This is a genomic window from Aurantimicrobium minutum, assembly GCF_029893825.1.
GTDB classification, from domain to species: domain Bacteria; phylum Actinomycetota; class Actinomycetes; order Actinomycetales; family Microbacteriaceae; genus Aurantimicrobium; species Aurantimicrobium minutum_C.
Genome location: NZ_JARXXV010000001.1, coordinates 440,253 through 459,659 on the forward strand (window position 1 = coordinate 440,253; position 19,407 = coordinate 459,659).

Sequence of the window (19,407 nt, forward strand, 5' to 3'; positions counted from 1 at the left end):
CAATCAAAATGACGTCCGTTTCTTGCGAATGATTAGGCAAGTGATTGCTCCTGCAATCCGCCTGAAAGGACATGTGCATGGACATGGAAGACAGTTTGCCCAACAGATTCACCTGAATTGAACACAAGACGATATTCGCCATTTGCGTGGAGGGTAGCCAAGTTGTGAGCTGTAGCAACGATTTCAGCTAAGAGTTCTGGATCACCTGCTGCAAGTTCTGTCACATTTGAGTATTCAGCGTTCTTTGGGATGACAAGTAGGTGGACAGGCGCTTGTGGAGCGATATCGCGAATTGCAATCACACGGTCATTCTCAAAGAGAATCTCGGCAGGAATGTCCCGGTTGATGATCTTGGTGAAGATGGATTCAGCTGACATAGTTCTAGCTTAACAACGCTCGAGTTTTGCGTTGAGGATTGCAAGAGCCGCAGGACCTGCTGTGGAGGTTCTCAATATATTCGCACCGAGGGTGACAATCGATGCCCCAGAAGAACGAAGTAGCTCGAGTTCTTTATCCGAAATACCACCTTCGGGGCCCACTACGAGTGCAATGTCCCTACCATCTGCCTGAACCTTACTCAGAGGGATACCTCCGGTCGGGTCTAATACAAGGATTTGCACTCCTTCTAATGCAGCAGGCAATTGTGAACTTTTCACAAGTGGTCGAATTGTTGGAAGATAGGGCCTAATCGACTGCTTGGTTGCTTCGCGAACAATGGCTGCCCAACGAGCAATACCCTTGTCAATTTTTGGACCCTCCCACTTTGAAACACTCCGTTCAGCTGACCACGGAATAACAGAGTCGATCCCCAACTCTGTACACGACTCGATTGCTCGTTCGTCACGATCAGTTTTAGCCAAAGCTTGAACAAGAATGACAGCGGGTGTATTTCGATCTACTGCAGTAACAGAATCGACTCTGAGTTCAACTGAATCCTTTGCGCTGGACAGAGCTTCTGCAGTGAGCATAAGCCCACGCCCGTTGCCAATAGTGAGGACCTCGCCCACGCGAACGCGTGAAACAGTAGCTGCATGTCTACCCTCAGCGCCGTCAAGGAATACCCTCGCACCCACCTGAGTGGATTCAAGAGAGTCGAGCAGATAAAAATGAGCCATGGTTAGACGTTGAAGAAACGATCACGAAGTTTTGAGAACATTCCCTGTTGGAAATGAGCTAGTTGTGGAGCTGCTTGCTTGCGTCCCTTTGCAAAACTTTCAATAAGTTCTTTCTCCTTTCCACTGAGTTTCGTGGGGGTCACAATGTGTATTCCGACTTTGAGGTCGCCGCGTCCATTTCCCCGAAGTCGAGTAATTCCTCGGTCTTTCACGGTGATGACTTCTGAGCCCTGAGTCCCTGGCTTGATTTCAATAGTGACGTCTCCATCAAGTGCTGGGACAGTAACCTTGGTTCCCAAGATGGCGTCTGTCATCTGGATTTCTAGTGTGCAGAGAAGATCGTCGTTATCTCTGCTAAAGACATCATCATGATTGACTCTGACTTCGAAATACAGATCACCATTAGCACCGCCGGCTTGTCCTGCTTCGCCAGCTTGCGACATGTGCAGACGAACCCCGGTGTCAACGCCAGCAGGAATATCTAATGGAATAGAACGAGTTGCACGGACTCTACCCTGTCCTTGGCAGGAGCTACATGGCGCTGGGATTGTTGTGCCATATCCACGACAACTACCGCAGGGGTTAGAGGTCATCACGTTGCCCAAAAGTGAACGAACAGCACGTTGAATAGTTCCAGAACCACCACAAATTTCGCAGGTCGATAGAGAGGTACCTGGTTGACAGCAACTACCAGAACAAGTTTCACAAACTACTGCAGTATCGATTTCGATGTCTTTATGAACACCAAATATCACGTCTGCTAAATCAACTTCTACGCGCAATAAGGCATCTTGACCTCGTTCCATACGCGAACGAGGACCGCGTTGCTGACCTCCACCAAAGAATGTCGAGAAGATATCTCCGAAGTCGCTAAAACCACCGCCGCCGAATCCAGCCTGTGGACCAAGGTCATACTGTTGACGCTGAACAGGGTCACTCAGTACCTCATACGCGTGGGTGACGAGCTTGAACTGTTCCTGAGCAGAAGAGTCAGGATTCACATCGGGGTGTAATTCTCGAGCAAGGCGACGATATGCCTTTTTGATTTCTTCCGGACTCGCTTCACGCGAAACACCGAGAACATCGTAGTGATCAGCCACGAAGGCAGCTCCTATTCGTTGAGATTATTGAGCGTCCAAGACGCGAGTGAGATATCGAGCGACAGCTCGGATGGATGCAATGTTGTTGGAATAATCCATGCGTGTGGGACCTAGAAGGCCAAGAGTTGCTGATTCACCCGCTGAGGTATATCCCGTAGCCAGCAGACTGGTTTGTTCTAGACCTGAACTACTGTGCTCTCGGCCGATACTGACGGCGACCTCGTCTGCGTCAGCTTTCATTTCTGTCAGAAGTTTCAGCAAGATAACTTGTTCCTCGATGGCGTCGAGCACGGGATAGATACTTCCCTGGAAATCTTCTTCAGTTCGAACCAAATTTGCAGTCCCCGCCATCACGAGTTTTTGCTGACGATTAGCCTGAATGCTCTCGCTCAAGGCAAGAGCTATGTGGTGTGTTGCGGATGAAAGCTCTGTAGGAACACGGGCTGCAATTGACCCCACGGAATCAGCAAGCTCAGTCAATAACTTGCCCGCCACCTGCTCATTGATAGTTGTGCGTAATTGAGAAAGCTGGGTTTCTGATAAATCTGCATCAAGATCTAGAAGTCGCTGTTCAACACGTCCATTGTCGGTAATCACAATGCACAGGGCACGCTTATTACCCAGAGACACAAGTTCAATGTGGCGAACGCGCGTAACACCCAGTGATGGATATTGAACGATGGCTACTTGGTTAGTTAATTGGGAAAGTAAACGAACCGTACGACCGAGCAATTCATCAAAATCTACAGATTCATCGAGGAAATGATCAATTGCTTGTTTCTGAGCTGATGAAATGTGTCGCACCTCTGCAAGGTGATCGACAAACAAGCGATATCCCTTGTCCGTGGGAACTCTTCCACTTGAAGTGTGGGGTGCAACAATGAGTTCTTCTTCCTCGAGAAGAGCCATGTCATTACGAATGGTGGCTGCTGAGACGCCAAATTGATGTCTATCGACAATTGCCTTGGAACCTACTGGTTCGCGAGAAGAAACATAGTCTTGAACGATAGCGCGAAGGACTTCAAGACCTCGTTGTGAAACCATGTGATCCACCTCCATGTATCGCTGGCACTCGACCTCACTGAGTGCTAATACTACCGCGAGAAGATGAAGAAAGTATGGTCAGGAATTGGTTAATCGGCGCACAACTTCATCCGCACGAAGTCTTCCTGCAATAGTGAGCACAATTCGTTTCTGAATAGCTGAAACTCCGTCAATGAGACCATCAGAAATCAAAGAAGCAATTATTCCCGTATCCAAACCCTCGCTGGATACACCTTGACGTATTCGGGTTTCTAAAAGGATTTTCTCTAAGAATTGTGCTTGCGAATCTGGCTGTTCCCACCCAGCTGCCGGGGAATTACCTTCAGCTAAACGCTGTGCATACGCAGCAGGGTGTTTCACATTCCAAAAACGCGTTCCCCCTATGTGAGAGTGAGCACCTGGACCATACCCCCACCAATCATTACTTTGCCAATACGAAAGGTTATGGGTAGATCTTTGCTGAGGGGATTTTGACCAGTTACTGACTTCGTACCATTCGAAACCGGCATTGCTCAACAATGTGTCAGCAAGCTCATACATATCGGCTTCTAAATCATCATCTGGTTGTGGCAACTCACCTCGTCGTATTTTTCGCTCAAGTGCTGTGCCTTCTTCCACAATTAACGCATAGGCAGAAACGTGTCCTGTATCTAAGGCAATTGCCGCCTCGAGACTTTGTTGCCACTGCTCTAAGGTTTCGCCAGGTGCACCATAAATAAGATCGATACTTACTTCCAAACCTGCTTTACGCGCGCTGTGAACAGCATTCTTCACAGATTCTGGATTGTGAGATCGATCAAGAGTTTTGAGTACCTCCGGAACTGCGGATTGCATTCCGATACTCACACGCGTGAAGCCAGCTTGAGCAAGAGTTGTCATGTATTGATCAGTTACGGTGTCGGGATTTGCTTCTACAGTGACTTCCGCACCAGTTGCTATGTCATGGTGTTGAGCCAATAGCTCCAACGTTTTCACGAGGTCATCAGCGGGAAGAAGCGTAGGAGTGCCACCGCCGAAGAAGACAGAACTCAGTTTTCTACGTGGAACCCCCGCATTGCTCAGTACGTGTGTTGACAGAACTATTTCTCGCTCAAGTTCATCAACGTATGTCAGCTGCGAGGCACCTCGTAGCTCGGTTGAGGTATAGGTATTGAAATCGCAATAGCCACATCGAACACGACAGAAAGGGACATGGACATACGCACTCATAGTGCGTAAGTGAGCATCAACGTTTACACCCGCAGGTAAAGCACCATCTTGAGGCATCTCATTGCCGCTAGGAAGTGGCCCTGCCATGTGTTAAGCCGTACGTGCAGGAAGTAAAGAACGGACGTACTGGCGACGTTGCAACCACTGACGCAATCTAATCAACGGTGTCAGGTAGAAATACTTACGACCTTCAGCAATAGCCGTCACGGTTCGCACAACTGACCAGACAGAGTCATCATCTCGCCATTCGACGCTGAAAAACTCCTCGCCCACCACAGGAACGTAATCTAAAGTTCCCAGTGCATAACCCATGCGACGTTCTTCACGAACGACATAAATCACGCGGTAGCTAGCTGAGAGCTCATATGGTGACCACATTTTTCCAAGCTCAATAGTGGTGCCAGCAGATAGGTATGGAGTTCCATCTGGAGCAAACAACTGATCGAGCGCTTCAGCTGTAGGAGCTATGGGAGCACCGAACTCATTAAAGAGCAGTCCGTGATAACCCTCAGAATGCGCCTCATTGATATTGAGAATCTCGAGATGAGATCCGTTAGGTACACCCCAAGTCATGAGTGCAGCACTAGCTGTTTCAAATCGTTCTTGGCCGCTTCCTAAACGAAATTCGTCCTGGGTTGAACGAAAACCAGCGGGGGGAAAGACCAAAACATCTGCTGCCTGAGTTGCACCGACTGAACCATAGCTAACAGCACGATCACCGCTGAAATTACTGCGACGTTGAGTCTCGGGCATTATTTCTTTTTCACTTCGTCATCGCCCTGCAAAGCAGCGATGAAAGCTTCTTGAGGGACTTCAACACGTCCCACCATCTTCATACGCTTCTTACCTTCCTTCTGCTTTTCGAGAAGTTTGCGTTTACGGGTGATGTCACCGCCGTAACACTTGGCAAGAACGTCTTTACGAATAGCAGAAATAGTTTCTCGAGCAATAATTCGAGCGCCAATTGCTGCCTGAATAGGAACTTCAAACTGCTGTCGAGGAATAAGTTTTTTCAGTCGCTCGGTCATCATCAAACCATAGGCATAGGCCTTGTCTTTGTGCACAATTGCACTGAAAGCGTCAACTTGTTCGCCTTGAAGAAGAATGTCTACCTTGACGAGGTCTGAGTCCTGCTCCCCCGCTTCCTCATAATCGAGTGAGGCATATCCTTGTGTGCGACTCTTGAGGTGGTCAAAGAAGTCAAACACGATCTCACCAAGAGGGATTTCATACTTCATTTCAACGCGATCTTCACCGAAGTATTCCATGCCCAGAAGATTGCCTCGACGGCTCTGACACAATTCCATGATCGTGCCCACGTAATCTTTGGGAGTCAAAATACCTGCGCGAACCAGTGGTTCAGATACTCGTGTGATCTTTCCTGAAGGGTATTCGCTGGGGTTTGTTACCGTGACAGTTTTCTTATCTTCTGTCGTTACTTCATAAGGAACTGATGGTGCTGTGGCGATGAGGTCAAGACCAAACTCGCGCTCTAAGCGCTCAGTGATGATTTCCAGGTGCAAAAGACCTAAGAAACCGCAACGGAAACCAAAGCCCAGTGCGACAGAGGTTTCAGGTTCGTAATTGAGAGATGCATCAGAAAGCTTGAGTTTGTCGAGCGCCTCACGAAGCACAGGGTAGTCAGAACCGTCGATGGGATACAGGCCCGAGAAAACCATAGCTTTGGGATCTGTATAGCCAGGGAGTGCTTCAGAAGCTGGTTTTGCGTAGTCGGTAACGGTGTCACCAACCTTCGACTGTCGAACATCCTTCACGCCAGTGATGAGATACCCAACTTCACCCACACCAAGGCCCTGAGAAGGAATAGGTTCAGGTGAACTGACACCTATTTCAATAAGCTCGTGAGCTGCCTTGGTACTCATCATTTGAATGCGCTCACGTGGCTTGAGAGCACCATCGATCACACGAACATAGGTGATCACACCTCGGTACGCGTCATAGACAGAATCAAAAATCATTGCACGCGCAGGTGCATCGGCATTCCCTACTGGAGCAGGGATTTTCTCAACAACTAAATCTAGAAGTTCGGGAACACCTATGCCGGTCTTTCCAGAAACGCGAAGAACGTCTTCTGGCTTACCGCCAATGAGATCCGCTAATTCTTTGGCGTATTTCTCTGGGTCTGCAGCAGGTAAATCAATCTTGTTCAAGACAGGAATGATGGTGAGATCGTTTTCCATAGCAAGGTAGAGATTTGCCAGAGTTTGAGCTTCGATACCTTGTGCTGCGTCAACCAGGAGAATTGCCCCCTCACACGCGGCAAGCGATCTACTGACCTCATAAGTGAAGTCGACGTGTCCGGGAGTATCGATCATGTTCAAGGCATAGGTTTCACCATCGAGTTCCCACGGCATACGCACTGCCTGACTCTTGATTGTGATGCCTCGTTCGCGTTCAATATCCATGCGATCAAGGTATTGAGCACGCATTGAGCGGTCGTCCACGATTCCCGTAATTTGCAACATACGGTCGGCAAGGGTCGACTTACCGTGGTCAATGTGAGCGATGATGCAGAAATTACGAATCTTCGCTGGGTCAGTTGACGCAGGTTGCAATGGTTTTGTAGCACGTGGTGACATAGAACCTCTAGTCTCCCATGAACTGGGTCACAGTTTTAGCAACCGAGCTACTTACTGGTAGTGTTATCTATTGGCTTACGTGTAGTCCCACCTACACGATTCGTCGCCATGAGCCCTCTACCTCTAGTGCGACACAATCCAAACGTACAAACAACGAGTGAAAGACACGGTTAACGTGGCAAACATTAAGTCGCAGATCAAGCGAATTGGCACCAACGCAAAGGCAACTGAGCGCAACAAGGCTGTGAAGTCAGAGGTTAAGACCGCTGTACGTGCAGCTCGCACCGCAATCACTGCCGGAGACAAGGCTGCTGCAGAAGCAGCTTTGAAGACCGCTGGTAAGAAGCTAGACAAGGCAGTGAGCAAGGGTGTTCTTCACAAGAACAACGCCGCAAACCGAAAGTCAGCTATTGCTAAGAAGGTTGCTTCTCTCTAAAGCACACTAAGAAATAAGGCCTCCACTTTCGTGGGGGCCTTATTTGTTTTCCTAGAACTAATTAATGCGGCCGTAACTGGCTACAACATTCACCATTCGTTCCAGTGCATAAATAGGATCCCTCGAGGCACCCTTCACATCGGCATCGGTTTGGGCAATCACTTCAATTGCGGTGCCCAGACCGTATTCACTCCAACCAGAAAGATCCTTGCGTGCCCGGTCAATCTGCCATGGCGCAGCCCCTAGCGCCCCGGCAAGTTCTCCAGAACTTCGACGTTCGCCAAATAGTTTGGCCATCAAACGAAGTTTCGCAGCAAAAGTTGCCACGATAGGAACAGGGTCTGCTCCAGACTGCAGTGAGTGTCGAAGCGTAACAAGAGCTTCTCCAAGACGGCCTGCAACTGCGGCATCCACAACTTTGAAAACGGTGGCTTCAACCCTGCCACCGTAATAATCCTCGACTGTACGATCTGTAATTTCACCGTCAGCATCAGCAATGAGTTGTTGACAGGCATTGGCAAGTTCAGAACCAGAACCAGAAAATGCCTGAACAAGTGACCTCAAAGCACTGGGAACTATTTTTCTACCTGCAGACCGAAACTCTGCAGCCGCAAAATCGAATTTATCATTGTCGCTTTTCAGTTCTGCGCAGACAACTTCTACACAGGGAACTGTGCCGCCACGAAGAGTGTCTAATAACTTCTTGCCTCGGACTCCTCCTGAATGCCGTAAGACAACGGTGGTGTCCGGGTCGGGTGAAGAAACATAATCAAGCATTTCAAGAAGAAACTCATCATTGCATTTCTCTACGTTGGTCACCCTGATCAAACGGGGCTCACCAAAGAGAGAAGGACTAGCAAGAGTCAATAATTCGCCAGGGACATATGAAGAAGCGTCTAAATCAGAGACTTCGAGCGAGGAGTCTGCAGAACGAAGAATCTCTCGAATAGAGTGTGTGGCTCGATCAGCTAAGAAATCTTCTGCACCGGTGACTAAGACAATTGGCGAAGGTTGAGCATCACTCCACGAGAGCTGCTTAATCGCAATCTTTGCTTTAGTCGCCATAAATTTAGCCTAATGCTCAGTCCAGACACTCAAGCCTGTCGACGCAGTCGAGCTGATAAGAATAAGGCCATCGAGATCGGTTCGAGGTATGCGTGCGTGAAGCTTGTTCAAAATATCTAAGGTCTCTTGTCGAGGGTGACCGTAATCATTGTCCGCGCCGACAGAGAAAATCCCTATCTCAGGCTGTAGCGCCCCATAAAGAACTGGACTTTGATCAGCTGAACCATGATGGGCAACTTTGACAAGGTCAATGTCAGATACGTGAGAAGAAGAGAGAAGTTCTTGTTGCGCTTCCTGCCCCAAGTCACCAAGGAAGATGGCATTAAAAAGGGGAAACTCGACCAACAAAGTGACCGAACCAGGATTGCCCATTTCCATAGTTGGATGTCTTCCGTCTGGCCACAACACCTGCCAGCCCACGTGGCCAAAACTGCCACGCATCCCGCTGTGTCCGCGGGACACTTGAGCGCCAGATTGTGAGAGTTCAGCCAACAGTGAAAAATCTTCTGAATTTTCAGGTTTTCCAACAATGGCGTGATCGACTTTTCCAACTACAGCTTCGAGTCCACCAACATGGTCTTTATCAAAATGAGTGAGCACCAAGAGGTCGATATGAGTTATTCCCAATTGTGTAAAACAATGCCTCATGGGCTCAGGTTTACGGCCCACATCGATAACAAGAATGCGATTATCGCTGCGCACGATGAGTCCGTCTCCCTGACCAACATCACATGCAGCAATATCCCAATCTGTGGGCACTGATTGCGTAAACCTGAATTGCGTGACGAGCTGAGTGGTTACCCACACGCTCACAACAAGTGTGAGTAACACTGTGGCTACTCTCCTGACTAGCGTCAGCTGAGATATCAACGCAAGCAGCACTAAGACTGAAAAAGCAGCCATACTCAGCGCACCGAGAAATCCGCTTGACCAGGGAATTGAAGCATGGGGCAACGCAGAGAAGAACTGAGCAGTGAAACCAACCCATTCGGCTGGAACCCACGAAAGCCATAAAAAAGGAACAGCAACAAGCGTGGCCCAAGGGTAAAGCAGACAAGCTAACAATCCCAACATTGTTGCCACTGGTGCAACCGGCGCTGCAATGAGATTGGCAAGAACTCCATAGGTGGGAAATTGTGGTGTCAATAAAATGACAAACGGCTGACACGCAAGCTGTGCCGCCAAAGGAACTGAAACAACAAGGGCAAGCCATTGAGGCATCCATCTACTCAAACTGTGCGTTAGTGGCTGAGAAAAGAGCAGTAGCCCAGCCGTTGCAGCAGCTGAGAGGATCATTCCAAAATCGACTGAGAGCCAGGGGTCCCACAACAATAAGACGATGCAAGCGCTTGCCAATATCGGAATACCCGCACTTGGTCTCCCCCGATAAAGAGAAAACATCACAATGCTGGCCATCGTTGCTGCCCGCAAGACACTTGGCTGTGGGGTCACCAACACGACGAATGCACACAATGTTAAGAGCGCACCAATGAGCCTGATTTTTCTATGTGCACCCACAAGCGAGAGCAACATCATTGCCGAAGCTGTCACCAGAACACAATTGGCTCCAGATACTGCAGTGATGTGCGTCAATGAAACTGTTTTCATAGATGCGACGAGAATGTCACTGAGCCTGCTGGTATCGCCTATTGCTAAACCTGGAATGAGTTGACCGCCAACACCCGGAAGTTGTTCGCTGGCCGATAGGAATGTTGAGCGAAGAGCTATCGCCCAGCTTGACCACCAAGCCTCGTCAGATATTTCTTCTTTGATCCAAGGAACTCTGGGGACATGACTTGCCAGCTTGAATCCACATGATTGTAAAAACGCAGAGGAGATAAAACACCACAGTCCAAAGACTGTGTTCTTCCTTACACCGATAAGTCCAAGTACGAAGAACAAGCCAACCAAGATTTCAACATGAAATGTAGAAATCGAGGAATTTAGTTCAGAGATATTTATGACTGCAACGAGTACTAACCATGCACCTAGCGTGGGTAGTGCCAGCCGCAGATCACCAGAGCGCCTGTTGGACTTCACAAAGTTACGAGTTCTTTCAGTCCTGCAAAGAGTTTGTCACCTATCCCCGGGACCTCATTGAGCTGTTCAAGGGAAGTAAATCCACCATGAGAATCACGATATTGAACGATTCGTTGGGCGAGGGTTGGGCCAATACCCGGGAGTGAATCAAACTGTTCAGATTGTGCAGTATTCAGAGAAATACTTGCCCCTGGTAGTGAGTTCGACTGAGATGAGGAACACCCCTGGGTAATCGAAGGAATCGTGAGTTGCTCACCATCATTGATTACTCGAGCTAGATTCACCCCACATTCTGATGCAGAAACCGTGAGACCCCCTGCTGCCATCACTGCATCAATGACGCGAGAGTCGGTTTTCAATTCATACATTCCCGGCAGATTCACTTCTCCAACAACATGAACCATCACCGTTGAAGAGAATTGAATTTTGTCTGATGACTCTGCCGTTTGCGTTACGCGTAGATCTGGTGGAATTTCAGTCGAATGTGCACTTCCGATATTCGACATGACAATCGACAGCACGACGATCGCTAAGCCACATATAACTGCGGCGCCCACTGATGCTCTAATGCGGATTCGCCGAGAAGAAGTATTCGTGTTCTCCTCAAAGGGTGAACTGTCATCAATTCCAAGTAGGCGACGAGCGTGAACAGTTATCCATTTCATGGGCACAAACTAGACGTGTGTTCATTTCCATTGTGCTCTGAGTAAAAAGCGGTGGAAAAAGGGCTCAATTATGAAGGTGGAGAACTACAGGCGAGGCACTCTCTTCCTTAGGAGTTCGAGGATTACGGTGATGAAGTGAGCATTGTTTCAAATGTGCAGACGAAGAAACGTATTCCGTTTCTACAACTTGCCAAAACCATCATTGCAACTTTATTGGCATGGTTTGCAGCATTGTGGGTATACCCCGATCAGCAGCCTATCTTCGCTGCTATCGCAGCAATTATCGTCATCCAACCCAGCATCAATCAGTCTTTAGGTAAGGCAATTGAAAGAAGTACTGGTGTAGTTCTTGGAGTTGCGCTCGCCTTAGGTGCCAGTTTGATTTTTGGTTCACATAGCTGGCTTGTACTGGTCACCATCATGGTTGCCTTTATTGCTGGCTGGGTTTTCAAATTCACACCAGGAACCGCAAACCAGATCGCCATTAGTGCAATGTTGGTCATCGCTATTGGCTCTGCAACACCTGAATATGCTCTTGGTCGAATCGTAGAAACGATTATTGGTGCTGCTATTGCCTTTGTTGTGAACGCCGTAATTGTTCCCCCAGTCGCAGTAGGACCTTCTCAACAAGCAATCGCCTTACTCGGAGCCAATATTGCAGAAGTACTCGAAGATGTAGGAAGTGTGTTGCGCCGTGAAACGAGTTACGAAGTACTTTCTAACATCCACACAAGAGCTAGGGATTTGCGCCCACAACTAGATAAAGCAAATGCGACTCTGCGCTCTGCTCAAGAAAGCCTCCGCTTCAACGTGTTCAAGGGCACACACGGCCCTGAACTCGATGCGCAGCAACACCTACTCGAACAACTCGCTGTATTAGTCACTAGGACTATTGGTGTTGCCCGAGGCGTCAGAGATAACTATGACGAGACAGTCATTTCAGAACCAGGCATTTCACAAATTGCTGAAGAATTTATGCGCTCAGGCCACGATCTTCGCTTATTGGTTCGTGATGCAGGACTGCCTGCCGCTAAACAAGCACATCCTGATACTCAAGAGCTACCAGCTTTGACAGAACCCATCAAGTTGAGTCCACCTTCTGGCTATAACTGGATTTTGATTGGTTTTCTCATGGAAAACCTTCGCAGAATTCGTGATGAGATCACGGGTACCGCTGACTAACTAATAGGTGACTCGCACAAAACATCTTTCGTCACAGGGCGGTATCCAGGTGTTCGCCTCGGGGTAAAGCTCCCGCCTTTGAGTCAATACTCGCATGAGTGAGTCATCAATATTTTGCTCAGAAAGTTGACCCGAACGAACTGCAGTAGCAATTCCAGCTACTAAGGAATTGGGATCAAAATCTGCACCAGGGACATAAAGCAACACATCATTTCCGGCAGCCAATGCTGCAATCGCGTTGGAAACACGATCTGAGTACTCAGGTACGTGAGATTTTTCCAACATGGTCATGTCATCTGTAATGATCAACCCTTGAAATCCCATATCTTGCCGCAAGATGTTGTGCCAAGTAACTGAAAGAGATGCCGGCGTGGAATCGATTGCCGGAAAGGATAAATGACCAAACATGACAAACTCTGCACCATTATCAATTCCTGTTTGAAAAGGAATTGCATCAGATTCAAGCCATTGGTCGTATGTCAATGGAGATGTAGGAACACCCACGTGTGAATCTCCAGGAGCACTTCCATGTCCTGGGAAATGTTTCAGGGTACTGATTACCGAACTGTCTTCTCCGGCAACTGCTGCGTCTACACGTTCAGCCACACTGAGTGCATCAGAGCCAAAAGATCGCCCATAAATGAACGAGTGAGGATCGGCAGAAACATCAGCAACAATGCCGAAGTTGAGGTTGACGCCAACGCTTGTGAGCAGTTTTCCACGCCCAGAGAATGCTTCACGCGTCGCACTCACTGGTTCATTTCGAAGAGTATCGGCTCCAGCAAATGAGTCATAAGGCAATCGTGAGATTAGACCTCCCTCTTCATCAATAGCGATCAATCGAGGAAGTTCGGCATTACCCACAAGCGACGAAGTGATTGCTTGAAGCTCTTCTGGAGTAGGCGGAATATTGCTTCCCATCAGGATGAACCCACCAAGTGAGTTAGCAGCAACGAAAGAATTTAGTGCACTTGGATCAGTTCCTGGTTGATTCGCAATAATCAGGGAACTGATTTTCTGCTCAAGAGTCATTGTTGACATGATGTCGTCGACGTAAAACTGGACTGGATGAGCACCCCATAGTTCTACTTCGGGCTGTGAATATATGGGTGTGTAGTTGTGAGGATCACCGAAACGATCAACGGCAGGTTCAGTGAAAGTGATCACGGAAACAATCGTTGTGACGAGTAATCCGCTAATAACGGCAATCCAAAGCCCAATTGGATGCCGTGAGTTCCCCATTACTGGAGTTTATCTAAGCAAGTGATAAGAACAGCTTTTCAAGTTCAGCTACGGAGGGAGAATTCTGTGAATTCTCGACTTCGGTCATACATTCCTGCATCGCTTTAGCAATAATGGCAAATCCTGCCTTATCGATAGCTCCTGAAACAGCAGATAGCTGCGTTATTACAGCACGGCAATCACCACCAGCTTCAACTGCAGTGATCACAGCAGCTAACTGTCCTTGGGCTCGTTTGAGACGATTGACGATGGCTTTGTGTTCCGCGGGCGATACATCAGTCATTACTGATCTCCTTTCGAGGCCATTCCAGCCTTCCATGTAAGGTAACCACCATTGAGGTTGACTACACTGATTCCTTCTTGAGCCAAGATTCGTGCTGCTGTGTGACCTCGTTGTCCAACTTGGCAATACACAATGACGTTTTTGCCCCTCAGCGTCGCGATATGTTCACGCAGAACATCGAGGGGGTAGTTCACACTTTCGTCAATGTGGCCATACTTGTACTCCCCTGCAGTACGAACATCCACAAGGACATCACCCGCATTCAAACGAGTGTCTAATTCATGCCATTCGACGACTGAAGTGAGACCTTCTGCAATATTGCGATTGACATAGCCGAGCATATTGATGGGATCTTTAGCTGACCCATGCTGTGGGTCGTAAGCAAGTTCGAGTTGAGCAAGACTACTTGCGGTAATTCCGGCAAACATTGCTGTTGAAATGACGTCAATTCGTTTATCGACACCATTACCACCCACTGCCTGTGCGCCAAGAATAAGGTCGGTATCAGGGTCGACCATGAGTTTGAACCTCATAGTCTGGGCTCCCGGATAATACGCAGCATGATCTGCCGGATGCGTATGAATAACGCGTACTGGTCTTCCTGACGCTCGTAAGGCTTTTTCGCTCCACCCAACTGTGGCCGCCACTAAACCATCGAAAGAAAGGATGGATGTCCCCAGAGTAGGCGTTGCAGGAACCGTGGTTACTTTTGCAATTGCATTAGCCACAGAATGACCATGACGGTTTGCCAAACCAGCGAGGGTAGCCAAGCGTTCATCACCAGAAATCGCGTCAATCTTTTCAGCTGCATCACCAACGGCAAAGATGTAGCGATCAGAGGTACGTTGCTGGGCATCTACCCAAATACCCCCGTTAGGACCAATAGCTAATCCCGCATCCTGGGCAAGATGAATCTCTGGCTTAACACCCATGGCAGAGAAGATGACGTCTGTAGGAATGACCTCTCCTGAATCTAACGTCACACTTGTTCTCGTAAACGAGACAAATGAAGTCTCGAGACGTAGATCTACACCAGATGCTCTGACGCGTTGTGCAACTGTTACAGCCAACTCAGGATCAAGATAACTGAGCAGCTGTTTTCCACGGTGAATCAGTGTGACGGACATTCCACGCTTAACAAGATTCTCTGCAAGTTCGAGGCCGATGAAACCGCCACCGAGAATGACCGCTTTTTCTGGATTGGGATATAACCAGGCAAAAGCTTTATCCATATCTTCCACGGTCCTCATAGCAAGAACCCACTTTTCATCAACGCCATTCGGCATGACTGCGGCAGCTCCTGGAGAAAGGACCAAGTAGTCATAACGTTCTACGTAGGTCACCTTCCACACACGATCAAAGATGGTGACCGTTTTTGCCTGAAGATCTATGGAAAGAACTTCGTGTCTCACACGAACATCGAGATTGAATCTTGCACCCAGGGAAACAGGGTTTTGCAAGATCAGTGACGAACGATGTTCGATAGTTTCACTGAGGTGATACGGAAGCCCACAGTTTGCATAAGAAACAAACCCGCTGCGCTCTAAGACGACGATATGCGCACGTTCATCTAATCGCCGAAGGCGGGTTGCAGCGGACATGCCACCAGCAACACCACCGATTACAACAATCTTCTTAGGCCGCTCCATAGAACAAGTTTATACCCCTAGGGGTATCGTTACGGCGCGTTACTTTCCATTTCAGCGAGAAGTTCACGCACTCGAGGAACCACAACTTCCCCGTAAAGACGAATACTTTCCATGAGATGTTCGTGAGGCAGCGTACCCAAACTGTATTTCAGGTCGAAACGAGATATTCCGAGCCCATGGATACTCCGAGCCAGCTTTCGTGCGACCGTTTCAGGCGAACCCGCAAAAAGTGCGCCTTCAGGACCTGCTTCATGTTCAAATTGCGCACGAGTCAGAGGCGGCCATCCACGAGTGCGTCCAATACGTTCATGCATCACCTGATAGTGCGGGAACATAAGATTCTTTGCTTCGTCATCAGTAGCTGCAATAAAACCTGGAGAGTGTTGCCCAATCGGCAACGTCTCTAATTCAAGTTGAGCTAAGGCCTGGTGATACAGGTCTACGTATGGACGGAAACGTAACGGGTCTCCCCCGATGATTGCGAGCATCAGCGGCAAACCGTATTGAGCAGCCCGCACAACAGATTGGGGACTACCACCCACACCAATCCAGGTTTTGAGCTTCCCGCCTTCAATAGTTGGGTAAACAGATTGCTCAGATAGGGCAGGACGAATAGTTCCCTGCCAGGTCACAGGACCACCATGAACCAAATGAGCAAAAAGATCGAGCTTCTCTTCAAACAGCTGTTCGTAATCTTGGAGATCAAAACCGAAAAGCGGGAAAGATTCAGTGAAAGAACCACGACCAACAATGACTTCTGCCCGGCCGTTGGAGACGGCATCTAACGTGGCAAACTTCTGAAACACACGAATGGGATCATCCGAACTCAAAACAGTAACCGCAGAACCTAAATGAATGTTGTTGGTTTGTGAAGCGATGGCACCTAACAATACTTCTGGAGAAGAAACAGCAAAATCATCTCGGTGGTGCTCACCGATTCCGAAGAAATTGAGCCCAACCTGGTCTGCTAATACCGCTTCAGCGGCGACATTTCTCAACACTTGAGCTTGAGTGACTGGATTTCCTTCAAGATCTACTGTGACATCACCAAAAGTGTCTAAACCAAATTCAACTTCATGTGCCACGCGGAATCCACTCCTATATTTCTTCGATTACCTGTTCAGGATAAGTGGTTTATAGAGTTTTCTATTCCCAGTGTGCTCAAATATGGCAGACTTAATAGCGGAGCTACCCAAAGCCGGGTTTCTCTTTCCATTCACAACGGATCGTCCGGCACGTACCTGCCGGTGAAGGAGCAGTAATAGTCATGGCTACAGTTACATTTGATAACGCCACTCGCCTCTACCCCGGAACAACAAAGCCCGCGGTGGACAAAATCAACCTCAAGGTTGAAGACGGCGAATTCCTCGTACTTGTCGGACCTTCGGGTTGCGGTAAGTCAACTACCTTGCGCATGCTTGCAGGCCTCGAAGAGGTCAACGGTGGTCGCATTCTGATTGGTGACCGTGATGTCACTGACGTTCCACCTAAAGACCGCGACATTGCCATGGTTTTCCAGAACTACGCTCTCTACCCTCACATGACAGTTGCTGAGAACATGGGCTTTGCCCTGAAGATCGCTGGCGTAAAGAAGGAAGAGCGAGCAGAACGAGTACTCGAAGCTGCAAAGCTACTCGACCTCGAGCAGTACCTCGACCGTAAGCCTAAGGCTCTTTCTGGTGGTCAGCGCCAGCGTGTAGCCATGGGACGCGCAATTGTGCGTAAGCCTCAGGTATTCCTCATGGATGAGCCACTGTCCAACTTGGACGCAAAGTTACGCGTTCAGACTCGTACCCAGATTTCATCTCTTCAGCGTCGCCTCGGTGTCACCACTGTTTACGTGACCCACGACCAAGTAGAAGCTCTGACGATGGGTGACCGCATTGCCGTGCTCAAGGATGGTCTTCTTCAGCAAGTCGGTTCACCACGTGACCTCTACGAAAGTCCTGCAAACCAGTTCGTTGCAGGTTTCATTGGCTCTCCTGCGATGAACCTCCTTCCCTCGAAGGCTGTTTCCGGTGGGGTTGAATTTGGTAACGCTTCTGTCAAAGCAGATATCAAAGCAACAGGTGCTGTCACTGTAGGAATTCGACCTGAAGACCTCACCGTCAACAAAGACAAGGGCCTCAAGGTCACAGTTGATGTTGTTGAAGAACTCGGTGCAGATGGCTACCTCTACGGCCACGTAACCATCGATGGGGTTGAACACAACATCACTGTTCGTGTTGACGGACGCAACCACCCGATGCGCGGAGATGAAGTTTTCGTTCTCCCCGTAGAGAAGCACGTTCACGTGTTTGACGCATCCAGCGGTAACCGCATTTCAGGTGCCGTAATCGACTAACTCACGTGTGAATCCATCTGGATTTCACCACTGGTGCAATGGTGCCCGCGATCTTTCAGGTCGCGGGCACTTCACTTTAGAGAAAAGAACACACAATGAGCGGTTCCCTCAACATCACAGCTGCCGCTGTTGAACCTGGTCTACTTTCACTTCCTTGGGATATCCCCCTGGATGAGTGGCCTGACGACACCATCACTGCACTTCCCAAAGGTATTTCTCGACACATCGTTCGTTTTGCGCAACTCGATGGCTACGTCATTGCCATCAAGGAAACCACTGATGAGATGGCCCAGGGCGAATATGAGATGTTACGCAGCTTGCAAAAAATTGAGGTACCCTGCGTTGAACCAGTAGCTGTTGTTCAAGGTCGAACAGATAGAGAAGGTAATCCGCTTCCCTCAGCACTCGTCACACGACATTTGAAATTTTCTATGCCTTTTCGCGCACTGTATTCGACAACACTTCGACCTGAAACGGCACAGCGTCTAGTCGATTCACTTGCCCTATTACTTGTGCGCCTTCACAATATTGGTTTCTTCTGGGGGGATGTCTCTCTCTCCAACACTCTTTTCCGGCGAGACGCAGGCTCCTTTGCTGCATATCTCGTAGATGCAGAAACAGGAAGACTCTACGAAAGCCTCACCACAGGCCAACGGCAACATGATCTGGAAATTGCGCGCGTCAACATTGCCGGAGAGTTGATGGACATCCAAGCAGGAGGCAAATTAGACCAGGCAATTGACCCAGTTGCAACAAGTGATCGCATCATGGCCAGTTATGAAACCCTCTGGCACGAGCTCAATGATCCTGAACTGCTCGAACAAAATGAACTATGGAAGATCAATAAACGAGTACAACGACTCAATGAGCTTGGCTTCGATATTGAGGAACTTTCAATCAAGACTGACGCAGATGGCACCAAGGTCAAAATTCAACCTAAAGTTGTCGATTCCGGCCACCATGCACGTCGACTATTACGTTTGACTGGTCTCGATACTGAAGAAAACCAGGCACGTCGCCTTCTCAATGACTTGGATGCCTATGCAGCAACTGTAAGCCTGCTCAATCTAGATGAAGAAGTTGTTGCACACTTGTGGCTCACAAGAGTATTCGAGCCAGTTATCAGGGCTGTCCCTGAGAACCTCGACAGCAAGCTCGAACCTGCTGAGGTTTTCCACCAAGTCTTGGAACACCGATGGTTTATGTCCCAAGAACAATCACGCGATGTTCCCCTCAATGAAGCAGTTCGTGATTACATCGAGAATGTATTGCAGTATCGCCGAGATGAAGAACTCGTTATCAATCCCCCGACAGGAACCTTCACGGCTGCAGTCGACATCATCCATGATTCAGACGATTTCGAATACACGGATGAGCCCATCCCCCCGCGTGGTGCAGATGAACCCGTGCGAGATTGGCGTGACCTGGTTTAG

General features: G+C 48.7%; 18 protein-coding genes. 4 read left to right on the top strand and 14 right to left on the bottom strand.

Features of this window, described 5'->3' with window-relative positions:
* Positions 1-32: 32 nt before the first annotated feature.
* The 7 genes from M2120_RS02070 to lepA all read right to left on the bottom strand — a co-directional run bounded on the left by M2120_RS02070 (position 33) and on the right by lepA (position 7,068).
* Positions 33-377 (bottom strand): HIT domain-containing protein, encoded by a 345-nt coding sequence (locus tag M2120_RS02070; RefSeq protein WP_280797065.1) that lies wholly within the window; start codon positions 375-377, stop codon positions 33-35.
* Between the two features lie 9 nt (positions 378-386).
* Positions 387-1,115 carry a 16S rRNA (uracil(1498)-N(3))-methyltransferase gene (locus M2120_RS02075; protein ID WP_280797067.1) on the bottom strand — a complete coding sequence of 243 codons (729 nt, stop codon included), beginning with the start codon at positions 1,113-1,115 and terminating at the stop codon, positions 387-389.
* A 2-nt stretch (positions 1,116-1,117) separates the two neighbouring features.
* Complete coding sequence (gene dnaJ / locus M2120_RS02080) at positions 1,118-2,215, bottom strand: molecular chaperone DnaJ (RefSeq protein ID WP_280797068.1); 1,098 nt, start codon at positions 2,213-2,215, stop codon at positions 1,118-1,120.
* Between the two features lie 24 nt (positions 2,216-2,239).
* Positions 2,240-3,259, bottom strand: a complete 1,020-nt coding sequence (gene hrcA, locus M2120_RS02085; RefSeq protein ID WP_280797069.1) for a heat-inducible transcriptional repressor HrcA — start codon at positions 3,257-3,259, stop codon at positions 2,240-2,242.
* A gap of 78 nt (positions 3,260-3,337) precedes the next feature.
* Complete coding sequence (gene hemW / locus M2120_RS02090) at positions 3,338-4,555, bottom strand: radical SAM family heme chaperone HemW (RefSeq protein ID WP_280797070.1); 1,218 nt, start codon at positions 4,553-4,555, stop codon at positions 3,338-3,340.
* Positions 4,556-4,558: 3 nt separating this feature from the next.
* Positions 4,559-5,221: a DUF1990 family protein gene (locus M2120_RS02095; protein ID WP_280797071.1), complete on the bottom strand. Its 663-nt coding sequence runs from the start codon at positions 5,219-5,221 to the stop codon at positions 4,559-4,561.
* Positions 5,221-7,068 carry a translation elongation factor 4 gene (lepA, locus tag M2120_RS02100; protein ID WP_280797072.1) on the bottom strand — a complete coding sequence of 616 codons (1,848 nt, stop codon included), beginning with the start codon at positions 7,066-7,068 and terminating at the stop codon, positions 5,221-5,223. Before lepA ends, M2120_RS02095 begins: the two co-directional genes overlap by 1 nt.
* 175 nt (positions 7,069-7,243) lie before the next feature.
* On the opposite strand from lepA, the gene rpsT reads away from it, so the two are divergent.
* Complete coding sequence (rpsT, locus tag M2120_RS02105) at positions 7,244-7,504, top strand: 30S ribosomal protein S20 (RefSeq protein ID WP_280797073.1); 261 nt, start codon at positions 7,244-7,246, stop codon at positions 7,502-7,504.
* A gap of 57 nt (positions 7,505-7,561) precedes the next feature.
* Here rpsT and holA read toward each other — a convergent pair whose 3' ends face one another.
* The 3 genes from holA to M2120_RS02120 form a co-directional block, all read right to left on the bottom strand.
* Positions 7,562-8,569, bottom strand: a complete 1,008-nt coding sequence (gene holA, locus M2120_RS02110; protein ID WP_280797074.1) for a DNA polymerase III subunit delta — start codon at positions 8,567-8,569, stop codon at positions 7,562-7,564.
* A 9-nt stretch (positions 8,570-8,578) separates the two neighbouring features.
* On the bottom strand, positions 8,579-10,480 hold the full coding sequence (locus M2120_RS02115) for a ComEC/Rec2 family competence protein (RefSeq protein WP_280797075.1): 1,902 nt from the start codon (positions 10,478-10,480) through the stop codon (positions 8,579-8,581).
* A gap of 125 nt (positions 10,481-10,605) precedes the next feature.
* Positions 10,606-11,274 (bottom strand): ComEA family DNA-binding protein, encoded by a 669-nt coding sequence (locus tag M2120_RS02120; protein ID WP_280797076.1) that lies wholly within the window; start codon positions 11,272-11,274, stop codon positions 10,606-10,608.
* Positions 11,275-11,409: 135 nt separating this feature from the next.
* On the opposite strand from M2120_RS02120, the gene M2120_RS02125 reads away from it, so the two are divergent.
* Positions 11,410-12,456, top strand: coding sequence for an FUSC family protein (locus M2120_RS02125; RefSeq protein WP_280797077.1), 1,047 nt, complete (start codon positions 11,410-11,412; stop codon positions 12,454-12,456).
* Here M2120_RS02125 and M2120_RS02130 read toward each other — a convergent pair whose 3' ends face one another.
* The 4 genes from M2120_RS02130 to M2120_RS02145 are packed head-to-tail and all read right to left on the bottom strand — an operon-like array spanning position 12,457 to position 16,715.
* Positions 12,457-13,698 (bottom strand): glycoside hydrolase family 3 N-terminal domain-containing protein, encoded by a 1,242-nt coding sequence (locus tag M2120_RS02130; protein ID WP_280797078.1) that lies wholly within the window; start codon positions 13,696-13,698, stop codon positions 12,457-12,459.
* A 13-nt stretch (positions 13,699-13,711) separates the two neighbouring features.
* Positions 13,712-13,981: a metal-sensitive transcriptional regulator gene (locus M2120_RS02135; protein ID WP_280797079.1), complete on the bottom strand. Its 270-nt coding sequence runs from the start codon at positions 13,979-13,981 to the stop codon at positions 13,712-13,714.
* Positions 13,981-15,630 (bottom strand): FAD-dependent oxidoreductase, encoded by a 1,650-nt coding sequence (locus tag M2120_RS02140; protein WP_280797080.1) that lies wholly within the window; start codon positions 15,628-15,630, stop codon positions 13,981-13,983. The genes M2120_RS02135 and M2120_RS02140 overlap by 1 nt, the downstream gene beginning before the upstream one ends.
* A gap of 29 nt (positions 15,631-15,659) precedes the next feature.
* A complete protein-coding gene (locus tag M2120_RS02145; RefSeq protein ID WP_280797081.1) occupies positions 15,660-16,715 on the bottom strand; it encodes an LLM class flavin-dependent oxidoreductase in 1,056 nt (351 codons plus the stop codon).
* Positions 16,716-16,897: 182 nt separating this feature from the next.
* Between M2120_RS02145 and M2120_RS02150 the strand changes: the two genes are divergently transcribed.
* Together M2120_RS02150 and M2120_RS02155 are read left to right on the top strand one after the other, a co-directional pair.
* Entirely contained in the window at positions 16,898-17,974 is a 1,077-nt protein-coding gene (locus M2120_RS02150; protein ID WP_280797082.1) for an ABC transporter ATP-binding protein, read from the top strand.
* A gap of 95 nt (positions 17,975-18,069) precedes the next feature.
* A complete protein-coding gene (locus M2120_RS02155) occupies positions 18,070-19,407 on the top strand; it encodes a DUF4032 domain-containing protein (RefSeq protein WP_280797083.1) in 1,338 nt (445 codons plus the stop codon).

Coding starts and splice junctions, on each gene's coding strand:
- hrcA (WP_280797069.1), bottom strand. CDS start 3,259: ATGGTTTCACAACGAGGTCTTGAAGTCCTTCGCGCTATCGTTCAAGAC.
- M2120_RS02120 (WP_280797076.1), bottom strand. CDS start 11,274: ATGAAATGGATAACTGTTCACGCTCGTCGCCTACTTGGAATTGATGAC.
- M2120_RS02130 (WP_280797078.1), bottom strand. CDS start 13,698: ATGGGGAACTCACGGCATCCAATTGGGCTTTGGATTGCCGTTATTAGC.
- M2120_RS02150 (WP_280797082.1), top strand. CDS start 16,898: ATGGCTACAGTTACATTTGATAACGCCACTCGCCTCTACCCCGGAACA.
- holA (WP_280797074.1), bottom strand. CDS start 8,569: ATGGCGACTAAAGCAAAGATTGCGATTAAGCAGCTCTCGTGGAGTGAT.
- M2120_RS02075 (WP_280797067.1), bottom strand. CDS start 1,115: ATGGCTCATTTTTATCTGCTCGACTCTCTTGAATCCACTCAGGTGGGT.
- hemW (WP_280797070.1), bottom strand. CDS start 4,555: ATGGCAGGGCCACTTCCTAGCGGCAATGAGATGCCTCAAGATGGTGCT.
- M2120_RS02155 (WP_280797083.1), top strand. CDS start 18,070: ATGAGCGGTTCCCTCAACATCACAGCTGCCGCTGTTGAACCTGGTCTA.
- M2120_RS02070 (WP_280797065.1), bottom strand. CDS start 377: ATGTCAGCTGAATCCATCTTCACCAAGATCATCAACCGGGACATTCCT.
- M2120_RS02095 (WP_280797071.1), bottom strand. CDS start 5,221: ATGCCCGAGACTCAACGTCGCAGTAATTTCAGCGGTGATCGTGCTGTT.
- M2120_RS02135 (WP_280797079.1), bottom strand. CDS start 13,981: ATGACTGATGTATCGCCCGCGGAACACAAAGCCATCGTCAATCGTCTC.
- M2120_RS02140 (WP_280797080.1), bottom strand. CDS start 15,630: ATGGAGCGGCCTAAGAAGATTGTTGTAATCGGTGGTGTTGCTGGTGGC.
- lepA (WP_280797072.1), bottom strand. CDS start 7,068: ATGTCACCACGTGCTACAAAACCATTGCAACCTGCGTCAACTGACCCA.